12 protein-coding genes are annotated in these 15,557 nt (G+C 59.3%); 7 read left to right on the top strand and 5 right to left on the bottom strand.

Annotation, left to right across the window (positions count from 1 at the left end):
* The first annotated feature begins 69 nt into the window (after positions 1-69).
* The 3 genes from dnaK to radC all read left to right on the top strand — a co-directional run bounded on the left by dnaK (position 70) and on the right by radC (position 4,064).
* The gene (gene dnaK / locus BUA42_RS10140) at positions 70-1,986 is read left to right on the top strand and encodes a molecular chaperone DnaK (protein ID WP_072778399.1); all 1,917 of its coding nucleotides are present in this window, start codon (positions 70-72) and stop codon (positions 1,984-1,986) included.
* 78 nt (positions 1,987-2,064) lie between these two features.
* A complete protein-coding gene (gene dnaJ / locus BUA42_RS10135; RefSeq protein WP_072778397.1) occupies positions 2,065-3,219 on the top strand; it encodes a molecular chaperone DnaJ in 1,155 nt (384 codons plus the stop codon).
* Positions 3,220-3,284: 65 nt separating this feature from the next.
* Positions 3,285-4,064 carry a RadC family protein gene (gene radC, locus BUA42_RS10130; RefSeq protein ID WP_072777635.1) on the top strand — a complete coding sequence of 260 codons (780 nt, stop codon included), beginning with the start codon at positions 3,285-3,287 and terminating at the stop codon, positions 4,062-4,064.
* A gap of 20 nt (positions 4,065-4,084) precedes the next feature.
* Here radC and BUA42_RS10125 read toward each other — a convergent pair whose 3' ends face one another.
* From BUA42_RS10125 to secA, 3 genes are all read right to left on the bottom strand, one after another.
* The gene (locus BUA42_RS10125; RefSeq protein ID WP_072777634.1) at positions 4,085-5,644 is read right to left on the bottom strand and encodes a substrate-binding domain-containing protein; all 1,560 of its coding nucleotides are present in this window, start codon (positions 5,642-5,644) and stop codon (positions 4,085-4,087) included.
* 23 nt (positions 5,645-5,667) lie between these two features.
* A complete protein-coding gene (locus BUA42_RS10120) occupies positions 5,668-6,630 on the bottom strand; it encodes a translocase (protein ID WP_072777633.1) in 963 nt (320 codons plus the stop codon).
* A 102-nt stretch (positions 6,631-6,732) separates the two neighbouring features.
* Complete coding sequence (gene secA, locus BUA42_RS10115) at positions 6,733-9,447, bottom strand: preprotein translocase subunit SecA (RefSeq protein ID WP_072777632.1); 2,715 nt, start codon at positions 9,445-9,447, stop codon at positions 6,733-6,735.
* Between the two features lie 175 nt (positions 9,448-9,622).
* Here secA and BUA42_RS10110 point away from each other — a divergent pair, with 175 nt between their 5' ends.
* The 4 genes from BUA42_RS10110 to BUA42_RS21440 all read left to right on the top strand — a co-directional run bounded on the left by BUA42_RS10110 (position 9,623) and on the right by BUA42_RS21440 (position 12,339).
* Positions 9,623-10,474 (top strand): peptidylprolyl isomerase, encoded by an 852-nt coding sequence (locus BUA42_RS10110; RefSeq protein ID WP_072777631.1) that lies wholly within the window; start codon positions 9,623-9,625, stop codon positions 10,472-10,474.
* A gap of 3 nt (positions 10,475-10,477) precedes the next feature.
* Positions 10,478-11,701, top strand: a complete 1,224-nt coding sequence (gene argJ / locus BUA42_RS10105) for a bifunctional glutamate N-acetyltransferase/amino-acid acetyltransferase ArgJ (RefSeq protein ID WP_072777630.1) — start codon at positions 10,478-10,480, stop codon at positions 11,699-11,701.
* Positions 11,698-12,096, top strand: coding sequence for a (deoxy)nucleoside triphosphate pyrophosphohydrolase (locus BUA42_RS10100; protein ID WP_072777629.1), 399 nt, complete (start codon positions 11,698-11,700; stop codon positions 12,094-12,096). Before argJ ends, BUA42_RS10100 begins: the two co-directional genes overlap by 4 nt.
* Positions 12,097-12,204: 108 nt before the next feature.
* Entirely contained in the window at positions 12,205-12,339 is a 135-nt protein-coding gene (locus BUA42_RS21440) for a hypothetical protein (RefSeq protein WP_281249784.1), read from the top strand.
* A 72-nt stretch (positions 12,340-12,411) separates the two neighbouring features.
* Here BUA42_RS21440 and infB read toward each other — a convergent pair whose 3' ends face one another.
* A complete protein-coding gene (gene infB / locus BUA42_RS10095) occupies positions 12,412-14,895 on the bottom strand; it encodes a translation initiation factor IF-2 (protein WP_072777628.1) in 2,484 nt (827 codons plus the stop codon).
* Positions 14,892-15,539 carry an RNA-binding protein gene (locus BUA42_RS10090; RefSeq protein WP_072778395.1) on the bottom strand — a complete coding sequence of 216 codons (648 nt, stop codon included), beginning with the start codon at positions 15,537-15,539 and terminating at the stop codon, positions 14,892-14,894. The genes infB and BUA42_RS10090 overlap by 4 nt, the downstream gene beginning before the upstream one ends.
* Positions 15,540-15,557 lie beyond the last annotated feature (18 nt).

Below are 15,557 nucleotides of genomic sequence, written 5' to 3'. Positions count from 1 at the left end.
GCGGGGCGGGATGCCGAAATGGGTCTTCGTCTCGTGACATCGCCTTGAAGAATGAAGGGATCGAACAACATGGCCAAAGTCATTGGTATTGACCTCGGAACCACCAACAGCTGCGTCGCGATCATGGACGGATCGCAGCCGCGCGTGATTGAAAACTCCGAGGGTGCACGCACCACCCCATCCATCGTCGCGTTTACAGACGACGAACGCCTTGTCGGCCAGCCGGCCAAACGCCAGGCGGTCACCAACCCCGAGAACACGATCTTCGGTGTCAAGCGCCTCATCGGACGCCGCAACGACGATGCCGATCTCCAGAAAGACCGCAAGAACATGCCGTTCGCCGTTATTGACGGTGGCAATGGCGACGCTTGGGTCGAAGCCAAGGGCGAGAAGTACTCCCCTTCCCAGATTTCCGCCTTTATTCTGCAGAAGATGAAGGAAACCGCCGAGTCGTACCTTGGTGAAGAGGTGACGCAAGCCGTCATCACAGTTCCGGCATACTTCAACGACGCGCAGCGCCAGGCGACCAAAGACGCCGGCAAGATCGCGGGCCTCGAGGTTCTTCGGATCATCAATGAACCGACAGCCGCGGCGCTGGCCTATGGTCTCGACAAGAAAGAATCCCGCACCATCGCGGTGTATGACCTTGGCGGCGGTACATTCGACGTGACGATCCTCGAAATCGACGATGGCCTGTTCGAAGTGAAATCCACCAACGGTGACACGTTCCTCGGTGGTGAAGACTTCGACATGCGGATCGTCAACTACCTCGCGGACGAGTTCAAAAAAGAGAACGGCGTTGACCTGACGCAAGACAAGATGGCGCTTCAGCGCCTCAAGGAAGCGGCGGAAAAAGCCAAGATCGAACTCAGCTCGTCTAGCCAGACAGAGATCAACCAGCCCTTCATCTCGATGGACGGAAAGACCGGTCAGCCGCTGCACCTTGTTCTCAAGCTGACCCGCGCCAAGCTGGAAAGCCTTGTTGGTGACCTCATCAAGGCGTCGCTCAAGCCGTGCCAAGCTGCGCTCAAAGATGCGGGCCTGAGCACCGGTGACATCGACGAGGTTGTGCTCGTCGGTGGTATGACCCGGATGCCGAAGGTCATGGAAGAAGTGACCAAGTTCTTTGGCAAAGAGCCGCACAAGGGTGTGAACCCGGACGAGGTCGTTGCGATGGGCGCCGCCATTCAGGCAGGCGTTCTCCAGGGCGATGTGAAAGACGTGGTCTTGCTCGACGTGACGCCATTGTCCTTGGGCATCGAAACGCTGGGTGGTGTCTTCACTCGTCTTATCGACCGCAACACGACGATCCCGACGAAGAAGTCGCAGATCTTCTCGACTGCCGAAGACAACCAGAATGCGGTGACCATCCGCGTGTTCCAGGGTGAGCGTGAAATGGCGGCCGACAACAAGATGCTCGGTCAGTTCAACCTTGAAGACATCCCGCCGGCACCGCGTGGGATGCCGCAGATCGAGGTGACGTTCGACATCGACGCCAACGGCATCGTGTCCGTGTCCGCCAAGGACAAAGGCACCGGCAAAGAGCAGAAGATCACCATTCAGGCCTCCGGTGGCCTGTCGGACGAGGACATCGAAAAGATGGTCCAGGATGCCGAGCAGAACGCCGAAGCCGACAAGGAACGTCGCGAATTGGTCGAAAGCCGCAACCAGGCCGAAAGCCTTATCCACTCGACCGAAAAGTCGCTGGAAGAGCATGGTGACAAGGTCGACCCGACCACGGTCGAGGCGATCGAACTTGCCATTGCGGCGCTTAAGGATGATCTGGAAGACGAAAAGGTCACTGCGGACAAGATCAAGTCCGGCATCCAGAACGTCACCGAGGCTGCGATGAAGCTGGGCGAGGCGATCTACAAGGCGCAAGCCGATGAGGGCGACGATGCCCCGGCGGCTGCCGATGAGCCAAGCGACGACGACACGATCGTCGACGCCGACTTCGAAGATCTCGACGACAACAAGCGCGCCTAAGCTTGTCTCAGGCGGAACAATCACGAGGCCGGTCCGGATACCGGGCCGGCCTCTGACGTTCCGGCAAAGGAGGGCATGATGTCCAAACGCGACTATTACGATGTGCTCGGCCTCAAGAAAGGCGCGTCAGCCGACGAGATCAAGAAAGCCTATCGCCAAAAGGCGAAAGAGCTGCACCCGGACCGCAATGCGGACAATCCGAAGGCCGAAGAACAGTTCAAGGAAGCCAACGAGGCGTACGAGGTCCTGAAGGACGCGGACAAGAAGGCGGCTTACGATCGCTACGGTCATGCGGCTTTTGAAGGCGGCATGGGCGGCGGTGGTCGTCCCGGTGGCGGCTTCGGCGGCGGGCAGGGTGATTTCGCCAGTGCGTTCTCAGACGTATTCGACGACCTGTTTGGCGATTTTATGGGTGGCCAACGTGGTGGCGGTGGACGTCAGCGCGCGTCGCGTGGGGCTGACCTGCGCTACAACCTGCGCGTCACGCTCGAAGACGCCTATCAGGGGATGCAGAAGACCATCCAGGTGCCCACTTCCGTTCAATGCGGCGAGTGTAACGGTTCCGGTGCCGAAGGTGGGGCGGAACCCACCACCTGCCCGACATGTTCGGGCATGGGCAAGGTCCGCGCGACCCAAGGGTTCTTCACGGTTGAACGCACCTGTCCGACCTGTTCGGGTCTTGGTCAGACGATCAAAAATCCCTGCAAGAATTGCAGCGGCGCGGGCCGTGTGCAGAAGGACCGGGCGTTGTCGGTGAACATTCCGAAAGGTGTGGAAACCGGCACCCGCATTCGCCTCGCTGGCGAGGGGGAAGCAGGCCTGCGTGGCGGACCTCCGGGCGACTTGTACATCTTTATCGAAGTTGCCAAGCACGACCTCTTCGAGCGCGACGGCGTACACCTGCACTGTCGTGTGCCCGTGTCGATGACGGTGGCCGCACTCGGCGGAAATATCGAAGTGCCGACCATCGACGGCGGTCGCAGCCGCGTGTCGATCCCGCAGGGAAGCCAATCGGGTCGTCAGATGCGTCTGCGCGCCAAGGGGATGCCCGCGCTGCGCGGGTCCGGGCAGGGTGACATGTTCATCGAATTGGCCGTTGAAACGCCGGTGAATCTGACCTCACGACAGAAAGAACTTCTGCGCGAGTTCGAAGAGCTGAGCGAAGACAACAACCCGGAATCCAAGAGCTTTTTCAAATCGGTCAAGGGCTTTTGGGACTCGATGAAAGGTTGAGGCAAGCGGCCCCGGTTTGGGGCCGTTAGCATTTTCTTAAGCATCGTGCCAACAAAGTCGGCTCCATGCCGCGACGTGTTTCAACCGCTCAGCTTTCGCTTTTTGAGACGACCGCGCCTCCGCCGCGGATCGTCCCCACGGTAGAAAAACCGCCAAAGCCGCGTGCCAAAACCCCCTCGTATCTCAAAGATCATCGCAAACGCCTGCGCAAGCGCTTCCTGATCGGCGGTGCGGAGCCATTGCCGGATTATGAACTTCTTGAACTCCTGCTCTTTCGCACGCTTGGCAATGGGGACGTTAAGCCGATTGCGCACCGTCTCATCGAAACGTTTGGCGACTTTAACGGGGTGCTTTCCGCCCCAATCGACCGATTGACCGAAGTGAAAGGGGTCGGGGAGCAGGTTGCTATCGATCTGAAAATCATCGAAGCGGCCGCGCATCGCATGACCCAGACAAAAGTTCTCAAGCGGGAAGTGATCTCAAGCTGGCCTGCGCTTCTAAATTACTGCCGCGCGTCGATGTCCCATCGCGACACCGAGCAATTCCGCATCTTCTTTCTCGATCGCAAGAATGTGCTGATTGCGGACGAAATGCAGTCCAAGGGCACGGTGGATCACGTGCCCGTCTACCCGCGCGAGATCATCAAACGGGCGTTTGCCCTCAACGCGTCTGCGCTGATATTGGTGCACAATCATCCCTCTGGGGATCCCACGCCGTCGCAGGCCGACATCACCATGACACAGGACATCGTCGCCGCCTGCGATGCGGTCGGCATTACCGTCCATGATCATCTGATCATCGGGAAAGCGAGCGAAACCAGTTTCAAATCAGAGGGCTACCTTTAGGCCGATCTGAAATGTCCGACCTATCTTACCCAAACCTCGACCCGCCGGTTCACCTGGCGGCCCCAGCTTGTGTCGTCACATGCCATAGGCATCGCCTCTCCGAATGCATCGGTGGACATCACCACCTGAGACAGGTGCGACCCCTCGACTTCTGCCTCGATGGCATCCTTCACCGCTTGCGCGCGCTCCCGCGCGAGCCTGAGGTTGATCTCGGCTGGCCCTTCGCCGTCTGAAAATCCGATGAAAACCAGGCGCCGACCATCGTAAACCCCGGTTTCGATGGCCTGTGCCAACTGCTGCACATTTGACCGTGACTGCGCGTCCAAACGTGTCTGACCGGGTTCAAAACGGAAGGACGTAGACAAGCGCCGTAAAGGCGAGAGCGTGTCGATCAGACGTTTCAAATCGGCAAGCCCCTCCTCCCCGGACGCGACCCGGACGGCGTTCGCCAAGCGATCACCTTGCGCATTCAGCCTGATCTCTTCCGGGGACTGGTCAACGAAGCCCGCGCGGCGCGCGATGATTTGTGCAGGCGCGGTGCGCGTGTAGGCGAGGAACTCACGCGCCAGTTTCGGCAACCGCCGCGCGGGCACGTACAAGAACATCGGCGCTGTGAGAGGATAGTCTTCGGTTTTGATGGTCAGCCGACTGGCGCGCAGCGAAAAACCACAGGTCCCGGTCAGGGCGAGCGCCTTGCTGTTTCCGACTTCTGAAAAGCTCGCCAGGCCAATGGCCAATTGGTCGGAGGCCACCGCGTTCGCGAGTTCCGTGTTTGTGTCATGTCGGACGACAGTCTCGACAAGAGAAACCGACGCCCGGCGCAAAACCCGGTCTTCCACGGCTTGTGATATCCCGGATTGCGCGTCCCTCATATGGATCGAGATAGGCGCGTCTGGTCCGCCCAATGTGCGCCAGTTGTCAATCTCGCCGGACAGGACCCGGGCGAGATCAGAAACCGATATCGCGGTGATCGGGTTTACGGGTGACACGATGACCGTCATGGCATCCAAAGCGATCACCCGGCTTCGGTTCACATCGTCCAGCGACCCCAGCCCGGCCTCTTGCGCCAAGTCAAGTTCCCCCGGCCTGATCTCGCGCAGCGCCATCACGAGGTCAGCCTCGTCCGCCAGTAGGTCGGCAAACCCTTCGTCGGTGCTCGATACGCGAAATCGGAACCGGCCGATCAGCGCCTCGGTTTCGCCCGAACGGATCTCATATGAGAAATGCGTGTCGTCCTCAGTAATTCGCTGCGCTTTCATGCCGTTCTGGAGGGCGAAGCCTTCGACGAGGGCCGGCAGCAAAACCTCGCCAATGGTCGATGACCCAGAGATCGACAACTGAGCTACGAAATCCGTGAGCGACGGACAGCCCGGCCCTTCACAAAGAACACCGGAACCGTCGACAGTCAGCTCTCCATATTGCGTTTCGACGCGATAAAACTGGCCATCGAACCCAAGAAGTGTGCCCGAAAGCTCAATGGCGCCATCGCGCGACCGCAAGGTCACGTCTTCCGCCCACGACATCAGCGGTGCACAGAACAGAAAAAGTGCGGCTGCCAAAGCCGCACGCGAATTGATCATGAAGGTCGCCTCGAACCGCCCGTTTAGTTGAGAGCGATTGTCAGGTCTTCGACGATGTTTTTCAACAACAAGAAGTCACCGACCGTGTCGCAACTTGGCACGTCGATGGTGACTTCTTTCGCGCGCAGGCCGTTGCCGTTGCGCATCTCGAGTGTTTGGGCTTCGACCACGGCGTTACAGTTCGCGTCACTGATCTCTGCTTCGATGGTGAGTGCCACTGTTCCCGAGGTGTCGGTCATACCCGTGGGAAAGGTATAGACCTCGGCCATGAGGGCATCCGGCGCATCTGCATTCCCGAGTGACACAAGGAAGCCGCCTTCGCCCGTGGCCGCCCGCGACGCGTCGCTTTCTGACCCTTGCCAGATGTGACCGTCCGAAAAGTATTCGGCGTCAAATTCGCGCGCGTGCAATTGCAGTCCTGCGTCGCCGCGCCACTGTAGAACGACGCGTTCGTAGAAGGGAACGGACGTGACCTCTGCATGCGCCACCGCGCCCGCACCATCAAGGAACGACGCGATCACGAGCGCCCTTTCCGCAAGGGCGGGGATATTCAGCGATAGCGTGCCGTCCGGCTGCACCAATTCGGTGAACATCATGCCATTGTGGTGCATCGTCACACGCTCGCTGCCGTAGCAGGGCGCGGACAGCGTGACTGCAATCATCGCGCCAGCTGCCGGTTCGGCCGTCATGTCGACGGTACAGTCAAATCCGGCGTCTTCGGTTGATTGTGGAAGTTCGATCTTCGGAGCGTCTTCGGGTTTGACAGAGTTCGAGACGACCGAGACCGGCAGGAACGCATTCATCGCCGCGTCGGTTGGCAGCGAAGACTTCGGGGTCGAGGATACCTCTTGAACGTCAGAAACCGGTAACGGTGCGTCGCCGTTGGCCGCGGTTTGACCGAGCGGCCAAAGCTGCATGGCCGCGCCAATCCCAAGCGCTGTAGCCACCGTGCCGATGGCGATGAGCATTGAATACTTGCGGTCCATTGCAGACTCCCGATGCGTTGACTGCATCAGCCTGTCTGCACGACGAATTTGGTATGCCTAAGGCCCGATTGCGGAGACTTTGCGACAGGTTTACGTCAGCATTTACACTAGGCGCCCGTGGCACTGCTTGAATTTCTTCCCCGATCCGCAAGGGCAGGGCGCATTCCGGCCAGGATTGCCCCAAGTCGATGGATCGGTTTCGTCGAAGCCCTCGACCGCATTTTCCGGGTTTCCAGCGGGTGTTGCATCGACCTGAGGATTGGCGGCTTCGGCTGCCTTTGCCATCGCGGCTTGCTGCGCGGCAAGTTGCTCCATCATCGCCTTCTGCTCTTCCTCGGTCATTGGGCGGACTTGGCCGAGCTGTTTGCTTACGTCTTCGCGCAGGCCGTCGAGCATCGACTCGAACAGCTGAAACGCTTCGGATTTGTATTCATTCAGCGGGTCACGCTGCGCGTATCCCCGGAAACCGACCACAGAGCGCAGGTGTTCCAGCGTCAGAAGATGCTCGCGCCATTTGCTGTCGATGGTCTGCAACAGAACCTGCTTCTCGATCTGGCGCATGGTGTCCGGACCGAAGGCTTCAGCCTTTTCGGCCATCACTTGATCGGACGCCTCTTCTAACCGTTCGCGGATCACATCGGCGTCCACGCCTTCTTCGTCGCCCCAGGCAACTGTGTCGGCCTCGAAACCCAACTTTTCTTTGACTGCGTCGTGCAAGCCCTGGGTATCCCATTGATCTGCATAAGATTTCGGCGGGATGTAGATGTCGACAAGGTCGTCGATCACCTGGTGGCGCATATCTTGCGCAATCTCGGAAAGGTCCTGCGCTTCCATGATTTCGCGACGCTGGCTGAAGATCACCTTACGCTGATCGTTCATCACGTCGTCGAACTTGAGAAGCTGTTTGCGGATGTCGAAGTTACGCCCTTCGACTTTTGCCTGAGCGCGTTCGAGCGATTTGTTCACCCACGGGTGTTCGATCGCTTCGCCGTCTTTCATACCCAGAGTCGACAGCACTTTCTCAAGCCGTTCAGAGCCGAAAATGCGCATCAGGTCGTCGTCCAGCGACAGGAAGAATGATGAGCGTCCCGGGTCACCCTGTCGGCCGGACCGCCCGCGCAACTGGTTGTCGATGCGGCGGCTTTCGTGCCGTTCCGTGGCGAGAACAAAGAGACCGCCCGCATCCTTCACCGCTTGTTCGTCGGCGGCGTGGCCCTCCTCGATCCGCTGCCGGATCTCTTCGGGGTCGCCTTCCGGATCGGCGGCAATCGCTTCCATGATCTTGAACTCGACATTGCCGCCCAGTTTGATGTCGGTACCGCGGCCCGCCATGTTGGTGGCAATCGTGATTGCGCCAAGCTTACCGGCGTCTGCCACAATTTGGGCTTCTTGCTCGTGCTGGCGCGCGTTGAGGACATTGTGCGTCAAACCGGCTTTCGTCAGCAGCTGGCTCAGCAATTCGGACTTCTCGATAGACGTCGTGCCCACGAGGACCGGTTGGCCTTTCTCGTGCGCGTCTTTGATTTCCTGCACGATGGCGTCGTACTTTTCCTGCGTCGTGCGATAGACCTTGTCGTCTTCGTCGATCCGCGCGATTTCGCGGTTGGTCGGAACCTCCACCACGCCAAGGCCATAGATCTCGGCGAATTCGTCCGCCTCGGTCAGCGCTGTGCCGGTCATGCCAGCCAGTTTTTCGTAAAGACGGAAGTAGTTCTGGAAGGTGACGCTGGCGAGTGTCACGTTTTCGGGCCGAATTTCACAGCTTTCCTTGGCTTCAATGGCTTGGTGCAGACCCTCTGACAGCCGCCGACCCGGCATCATCCGCCCGGTGAATTCGTCGATCAGGATCACTTCGCCATCGCGCACAATATAGTCTTTGTCACGCTGGAACAGCTTGTGAGCACGCAGTCCCTGGTTGACGTGGTGAACCACGGTTGTGCTTTCCGGATCATAGAGCGACTGATCCTCGGGAAGGATACCCTGCTCGTGCAGCAACTCTTCGAGGAACTCGTTGCCGTCGTCCGTGAAAGTGACGTTCCGGGTCTTTTCGTCGATCGTGAAGTGCTCTTCGGCCAGTGACGGGATCACCTTGTCGATCGACACGTACAATTCGCTTCGGTCCTGTGCGGGTCCGGAGATGATAAGCGGCGTCCGCGCCTCGTCGATGAGAATGGAGTCAACTTCGTCGACGATCGCCATGTAGTGATCGCGCTGGTACATCTGGCTCAGCTCGGATTTCATGTTGTCGCGCAGGTAGTCGAAGCCAAGCTCATTGTTGGTGGCATAGGTGATGTCGCTGGCATACGCCGCCTGCTTTTCGGCATCCGGCTGGCGCGGATAAACGACACCGGTGCTCAGACCAAGTGCGCTGTAGACCTTGCTCATCCACTCTGCGTCACGCCGGGCGAGGTAGTCGTTCACCGTCACGATGTGCACGCCGCGCCCTGTCAGCGCATTGAGATAGGCCGGGAAAGTCGCGACGAGTGTCTTGCCCTCGCCGGTTTTCATTTCCGATATGTTGCCCTGATGCAGAAAAATGCCGCCCATCAGCTGCACATCAAATGCCCGCAGGCCGAGCGCGCGCTTCGCTGCTTCGCGACAGTTTGCAAATGCCTCTGGCAACAGATCTTCCAGGGTTTCGCCGTTTGCATGGCGCGCTTTGAGCTCGGCGGTTTTTTCGATCAGCTGCGCGTCCGACAGCTTTTCGTATTCCGGTTCGAGAGCGTTGATCTTGTCAACCATTGGGCGGGTCGTCTTGATCTTTCGGTCGTTCGGCGTTCCGAACACCTTTCGCGCGACTTTTCCTAATCCCAGCATGCACTCTCTTTCAGCTTTGACATCTTCGTGTGCGGCATCTGCTTGCCCGCCTCGCACACAGCCCATATGTCACAAGGGAACGACCGGCCTCGCAGAGCCATAGGGCGATGTAAGGTCCGCGAAATACAGTGTCAACGTCGCCCTTGCGCAAGGGGGACACGGGAAGGAACAAAGGATGTCGAAACTCATCACCAAACTGTCTGCAGGGGCGTTCGCGCTGATGTTGGCTTTGCCCGCACAGGCGCAGGATCAGCTGGCCGTTGACAGCGTCGTGGCGACCGTGAACGGAACCGAGATCACTCTTGGTCACATGCTGATGGTGCGTGCGTCTTTGCCCGAGCAGTATCAGAGTTTGCCGGATGACGTTCTTTGGGACGGTATCCTTGATCAGATTGTGCAGCAAACCGTGCTGAGCCAACAAAGCGAGGGTGAGGAAAGCCGCCGCATCGCGCTTGCCATGGAAAACGAACGTCGTGCCTTGACCGCGGCGGAGGTCATCGAAGACATCGTGGGTGAGACAGTGACCGACGAAACCGTTGAAGCGTTCTACGAAGAAAACTTCGTTCAAAGCGAGCCCACTGAAGAGTTCAACGCTTCGCACATCCTTGTCGAAACTCAGGAAGACGCCGTGGCCATCGTCGACGAGTTGGACAACGGCGCGGATTTCGCAGAAGTCGCGCGCGAGAAATCAACTGGCCCGTCTGGTCCGAACGGTGGTCAGCTGGGCTGGTTCGGTCCAGGCATGATGGTTCCGGAATTCCAGGCCGCCGTCGAAACGCTTGAGGTTGGTGAGATCTCTGCTCCGGTCCAGACGCAGTTTGGCTGGCACGTGATCATCCTGAATGAGAAACGCAACCAAGAGGCACCTGCGCTTGAGACCGTGCGGGGCGAGATCGAAAACCAGCTGAGCCAGTTGGCCGTGTCAGAGCGCATCAGCACCCTGACGGAAAGCGCCACCATCACGCGGACCGTGAAAGAGGACATCGACACCTCCGTGCTTAGCAATATCGATCTGCTTGAGGAATAAACCGTGGCCAAGATCACTTCTGTATCGCCGCTGGCACCAGAGCGGTTTCCGGACCTGCCCGTCATTCAGGGCGCGCGCTTTGCCACTGCGCAGGCGAGCGTAAAGTACAAGGATCGAACGGATGTGATGCTTGCAATACTTGATCCCGGATCGGTGGTTGCCGGCGCGTTCACCCGTTCTGCAACGCGGTCTGCAAACGTGCTTGATTGCCAGGCGAAGATCGGATTGAGCGACGAGGCTGGTGCAGCGATCATTGTGAACTCGGGCAACTCCAATGCCTTTACTGGTCGCGCCGGAGACGAGTCGGTCAAAGCGATCTGCGAGGAAGTGGCCAGCGTCGCGGGTATCCCTGCGACCCGCGTCTTCACTAGTTCGACCGGCGTCATCGGCGAACGCCTTCCGCATGACCGTATCACCGCCAAGATTGCAGAGTTGCACGGAGCGCTGGATGAGACGGCAATCTCCAACGCCGCCCGCGCCATCATGACAACCGACACCTTTCCAAAAGGTGCAACCGCCACTGCCGACCTTCCCGGCGGTCAGGTGCGCATTGCGGGCATCGCCAAGGGGTCGGGCATGATTGCCCCCGACATGGCGACGATGTTGGTCTACATCTTCACCGATGCGAAACTTGCGCAGGCCGATCTTCAGGCGATGGTGACACGCCTGAACGACAAGACATTCAACTGCATCACCGTCGACAGCGACACATCGACCTCCGACACCTTGCTCGTCGCGGCGACGGGCGCGTCCGGTGTCGATGGCAATCTGCCTGCTTTTGAGGACGCGCTGCACAGCGTGATGAAGGATCTCGCGCATCAGGTCGTTCGTGATGGCGAAGGTGCCACGAAATTCGTGCAGATCACCGTAACCGGTGCACTGAACGATCAGGATGCGAAAACCCACGCGCTTTCGGTTGCCAACTCGCCGCTAGTGAAAACGGCCATTGCAGGCGAAGACCCGAATTGGGGCCGCGTCGTGATGGCGATCGGTAAATCGGGCGCGCCTGCCGACCGTGACACGCTCAGCATCCGTTTCGGGGACGTGCGTGTCGCGACAAACGGTTGGGTCGACCCTGGCTATCGCGAGGAACAGGGCGCGGCCGTCATGAAGCAACAAGAGATCGATATGACGGTCGATCTTGGCATGGGGCAGGGCACCGCGACCGTCTGGACCTGCGACCTGACCCACGGGTACATCACGATCAACGCGGACTATCGTTCGTGAAAATCGTCCTTGTTTCGGCGGTTGCGCTGATCGACGCGGACGGTCGCATCCTCCTCGCGCAGCGTCCCGAGGGCAAATCACTGGCCGGGCTTTGGGAGTTTCCGGGTGGCAAGGTCGAACCCCATGAGACACCTGAAACCGCCCTTATCCGCGAATTGCAAGAGGAACTGGGGATCGACACTTGGGAAAGCTGCCTTGCGCCGCTGACCTTTGCCTCTCATACCTATGAGACGTTTCACCTTCTGATGCCGCTTTTCGCCTGTCGGAAATGGCAAGGGACGCCCGAATCGAAAGAGGGGCAGGCGCTGAAATGGGTGCGATCGAACCAGCTTAGGGACTATCCGATGCCCCCGGCCGACATCCCGCTCGTTCCGATTTTGCGCGATTGGGTGTAGGTGTATACGACTTTCGACCAAAGATTAGGCAAACGGGCATAATTTCTTCTGGCGAAGTGGCATCCGTCGTTCTACCTAAGGTGTGTCAAAACTTGGGGGAGATTTGGCATGCTCAGAACAATCATCATCGGCAGCTGTATGTCTGTGCAAGGCATTCTGGAAAAAACGCTTCCGGACGGCCGCATCGCCGTTCGCGTCGGCAACCGGATCTTCACAGGTTTACCCGTTCTTCAAACCGCGTAGCCAACCATCGGGAATAACGAAAAAAGGGCAGCGGTTTCGCTGCCCTTTTTCGTGTTCATTTGGTGCCGCTGATTAGTCGAGCTGACGCTCGATTTCCTCGCGCTCGAAAATCTCGATAACGTCGCCCGGACGGATGTCGTCGTAGTTCTCGAACGCCATGCCGCATTCCTGACCAGACTGAACCTCGGGCACTTCATCCTTGAAGCGCTTGAGCGTTTTCAGCGTACCTTCATGGATCACGACGTTGTCGCGCAGAAGGCGCACACCGGCGCTGCGCCGCGCCACGCCTTCGGTGACCAGACAGCCAGCCACTTTGCCGACATTGGACACCTTGAAGACCTCCCGGATTTCGGCGTAGCCGATAAAGGTCTCCTTGATCTCCGCACTCAGCAGGCCAGAGGCCGCTGCTTTTACATCGTCCACAAGGTCGTAGATCACGCTGTAGTACCGGATTTCCACGCCCTTCTGGTTCGCAGTGTTCCGGGCAGAGGCATTGGCACGCACGTTAAAGCCGATGACCGGGCAACCCGAAGCTTCGGCAAGGCCCACATCCGTCTCGGTGATTGCGCCCACACCGGAGTGCAGCACGCGGACGCGCACCTCGTCGTTGCCCACCTTCTCCAAAGCCTGAACGATCGCTTCCGCAGAGCCTTGGACGTCCGCCTTTACCAACACAGGAAGCTCTGAGACGCTCTCGTCGTCTTTCGCCTTCTGCATAAGTTGTTCCAGCGTCGTCGCCGCACCGGCCGCCGCGCGCTTCTCTTTCGCGACATTGGCACGGTATTCCGCGATCTCGCGCGCCTGTGCCTCGGTTTCCGTCACGTTCAGGACGTCACCCGCTTCGGGCGTGCCGTTCAGGCCAAGAACTTCGACAGGAACTGACGGACCAGCTTCCTTGACGCGTTCACCCTTGTCGTTGATCAGCGCACGGACCTTACCGTACTGCTCACCCACGACAAAGATATCGCCTTGGCGCAACGTCCCGTTCTGAACCAGAACCGTGGCAACGGGCCCGCGGCCCACGTCAAGCTGCGCTTCGATCACTGCACCTTGCGCTGCACGGTTGGGATTGGCTTTCAGTTCAAGGATTTCGGCCTGGAGTGCGATTGCCTCAAGCAGTTCCGGCAATCCCTGACCGCTGATGGCCGACACCTCGACATCCTGCACTTCACCGGACATTTCCTCAACGATCACTTCGTGTTGAAGAAGGTCGGTACGCACCTTGGTCGGATTTGCATCGGGTTTGTCGACCTTGTTGATCGCCACGATCATCGGCACGTTGGCTGCCTTCGCGTGGTTGATCGCTTCGACAGTCTGCGGCATCACCGCGTCGTCGGCGGCGACCACCAGAACAACGATATCCGTGACCTGAGCACCGCGCGACCGCATCGACGTAAACGCCGCGTGGCCTGGTGTGTCGAGGAAGGACAGAACTGTCCCGTCCTTCGTCGTGACCTGGTAGGCACCGATGTGTTGCGTGATCCCGCCAGCTTCGCCCGAGGTGACATTCGTTTCGCGAATGGCGTCCAAGAGAGATGTCTTGCCGTGGTCCACGTGACCCATGATCGTGATGACCGGTGGGCGCGACTGGAGATCTTCTTCCGAGTCCTCGACCTCTTTGATGACGTCTTCCACGTCCGCGTCCGAGACGCGTGTGACCTTGTGGCCGAATTCCTCGATGATGAGTTCCGCCGTGTCCGCGTCGATCGTTTGGTTCTGCGTTGCCATGATGCCATTGGTCATCAAGGCCTTCACGACATCGCCGACTTTCTCGGTCATCCGGTTTGCCAATTCGGCAACCGTGATCGCTTCGGGAAGCTGAACGTCGCGGACGACCTTTTCGCGCGCAACCTGACCGCCCATCGCCTTTTGGCGCTGGCGTTCCTGCTTGCGCTTCATCGCAGCGAGCGATTTCTGACGGCCGGAATCTCCGCCAAGGGCCTGGTTCAGCGTCAACTTGCCTGACCGGCGACCGCCGTCATCGACCTTGCGGCGACCACGATCCTCGCGCTCGCGTTCGGTTTTGCGTGCGGGCGTCTGCGACGGCTTCGGTCCGCCAGAAGGCTGACGCGACGCTGGTTGCACCTCTGGTGCCGCTGCGGCAGTTTTTGCTGCCTCGGCCGCTTCGCGCGCCTTGCGTTCGTCTTCTTCGGCTTTCTTCCGCGCCCGCTCTTCGGCTTCGCGCTGTTCGCGCTCTTTGGCCTCTTTCTCGGCGCGCATCCGCTCACGCTCTTCGGCGCGGGCTTTCTCCTCGGCTTCACGCTGCGCGGCTTCTTCGCTTTCGCGTGCCTTGGCCGCCTGCAACGCCTTCAGCCGGCGCTCCATTTCCGCATCGGATATTCCAGCGGGCCGTTTGCTCGCCGCGGCTGGTCCACCCGTGCCGGATGTTGCACCCGCAGCCGGTTTCGCGGCACCCGGTTTCGGAACCACAACGCGCTTGCGCTTGGTTTCCACCACGACGTTCTTGGTGCGCCCGTGGCTGAAGCTCTGCTTCACGTTCCCCGAACGGGGACCCCCGCGCAAACCCAATGTCTTTTTGCCGTCGTTATCGCTCATCTAGCTCTTTTTTCCTTCCCGGCGGCCGCTGCCACCGTCTTTGCATCAGTCGGTCTGACGCGAAAGCCCTTCAATCTTTGGGCTTCCTCTACAACACGTTGCGTGAGTCCACCAGCACCAAGCGCTGCATGGATCACAGTTTGTCGCCCGAAGGCCATTCCAAGCTCATCCGCCGTCAGCCAGCCTATGTAGTGGCCATAATGCGGTGTGCTGAGTTTCGATTTCCCGCGGCTCGACCCGTCTTCGGCCTGAATGAGCACTTCTGCGGTTTCCTTGAACAGGACGTCTTTGACTTTTTCGTAGCCTGACACGGCCTGACCCGACTTCCGGCTGAGGCTTATCAGATCGACAACCCTGCGCGCAAGCTGCTGCTCGATGTCGCTGACAAGGGTAGGAGAGACGCTGACCTGCGTTTTGGCCGCTCGATGAAAGATGTTCTTTTTCATCGCGGTTTCAAGGGCCGTCTTGCTGGCGGTGATCCAGATACCCCGACCCGGCAGCTTGCCGGCAAGATCGGGAACAAGGGTGGCGTCCGGCCCCACGACAAAGCGGATCAGCTCGGATTTCGGGCGCACCTCACCGGTCGCAATGCACTTGCGCTCGGGTCCGCTCTCCCGGTTTTTCGTCCGTCCGCCGCGTGTCATTTCAGACGCCACTCCCAT

Origin of the sequence: Marivita hallyeonensis, from assembly GCF_900129875.1 — a bacterium.
Classification (GTDB): domain Bacteria; phylum Pseudomonadota; class Alphaproteobacteria; order Rhodobacterales; family Rhodobacteraceae; genus Marivita; species Marivita hallyeonensis.
The sequence above is the reverse complement of the archived record's forward strand: the minus strand, read 5'-3'. Positions and strand labels throughout refer to the sequence as shown.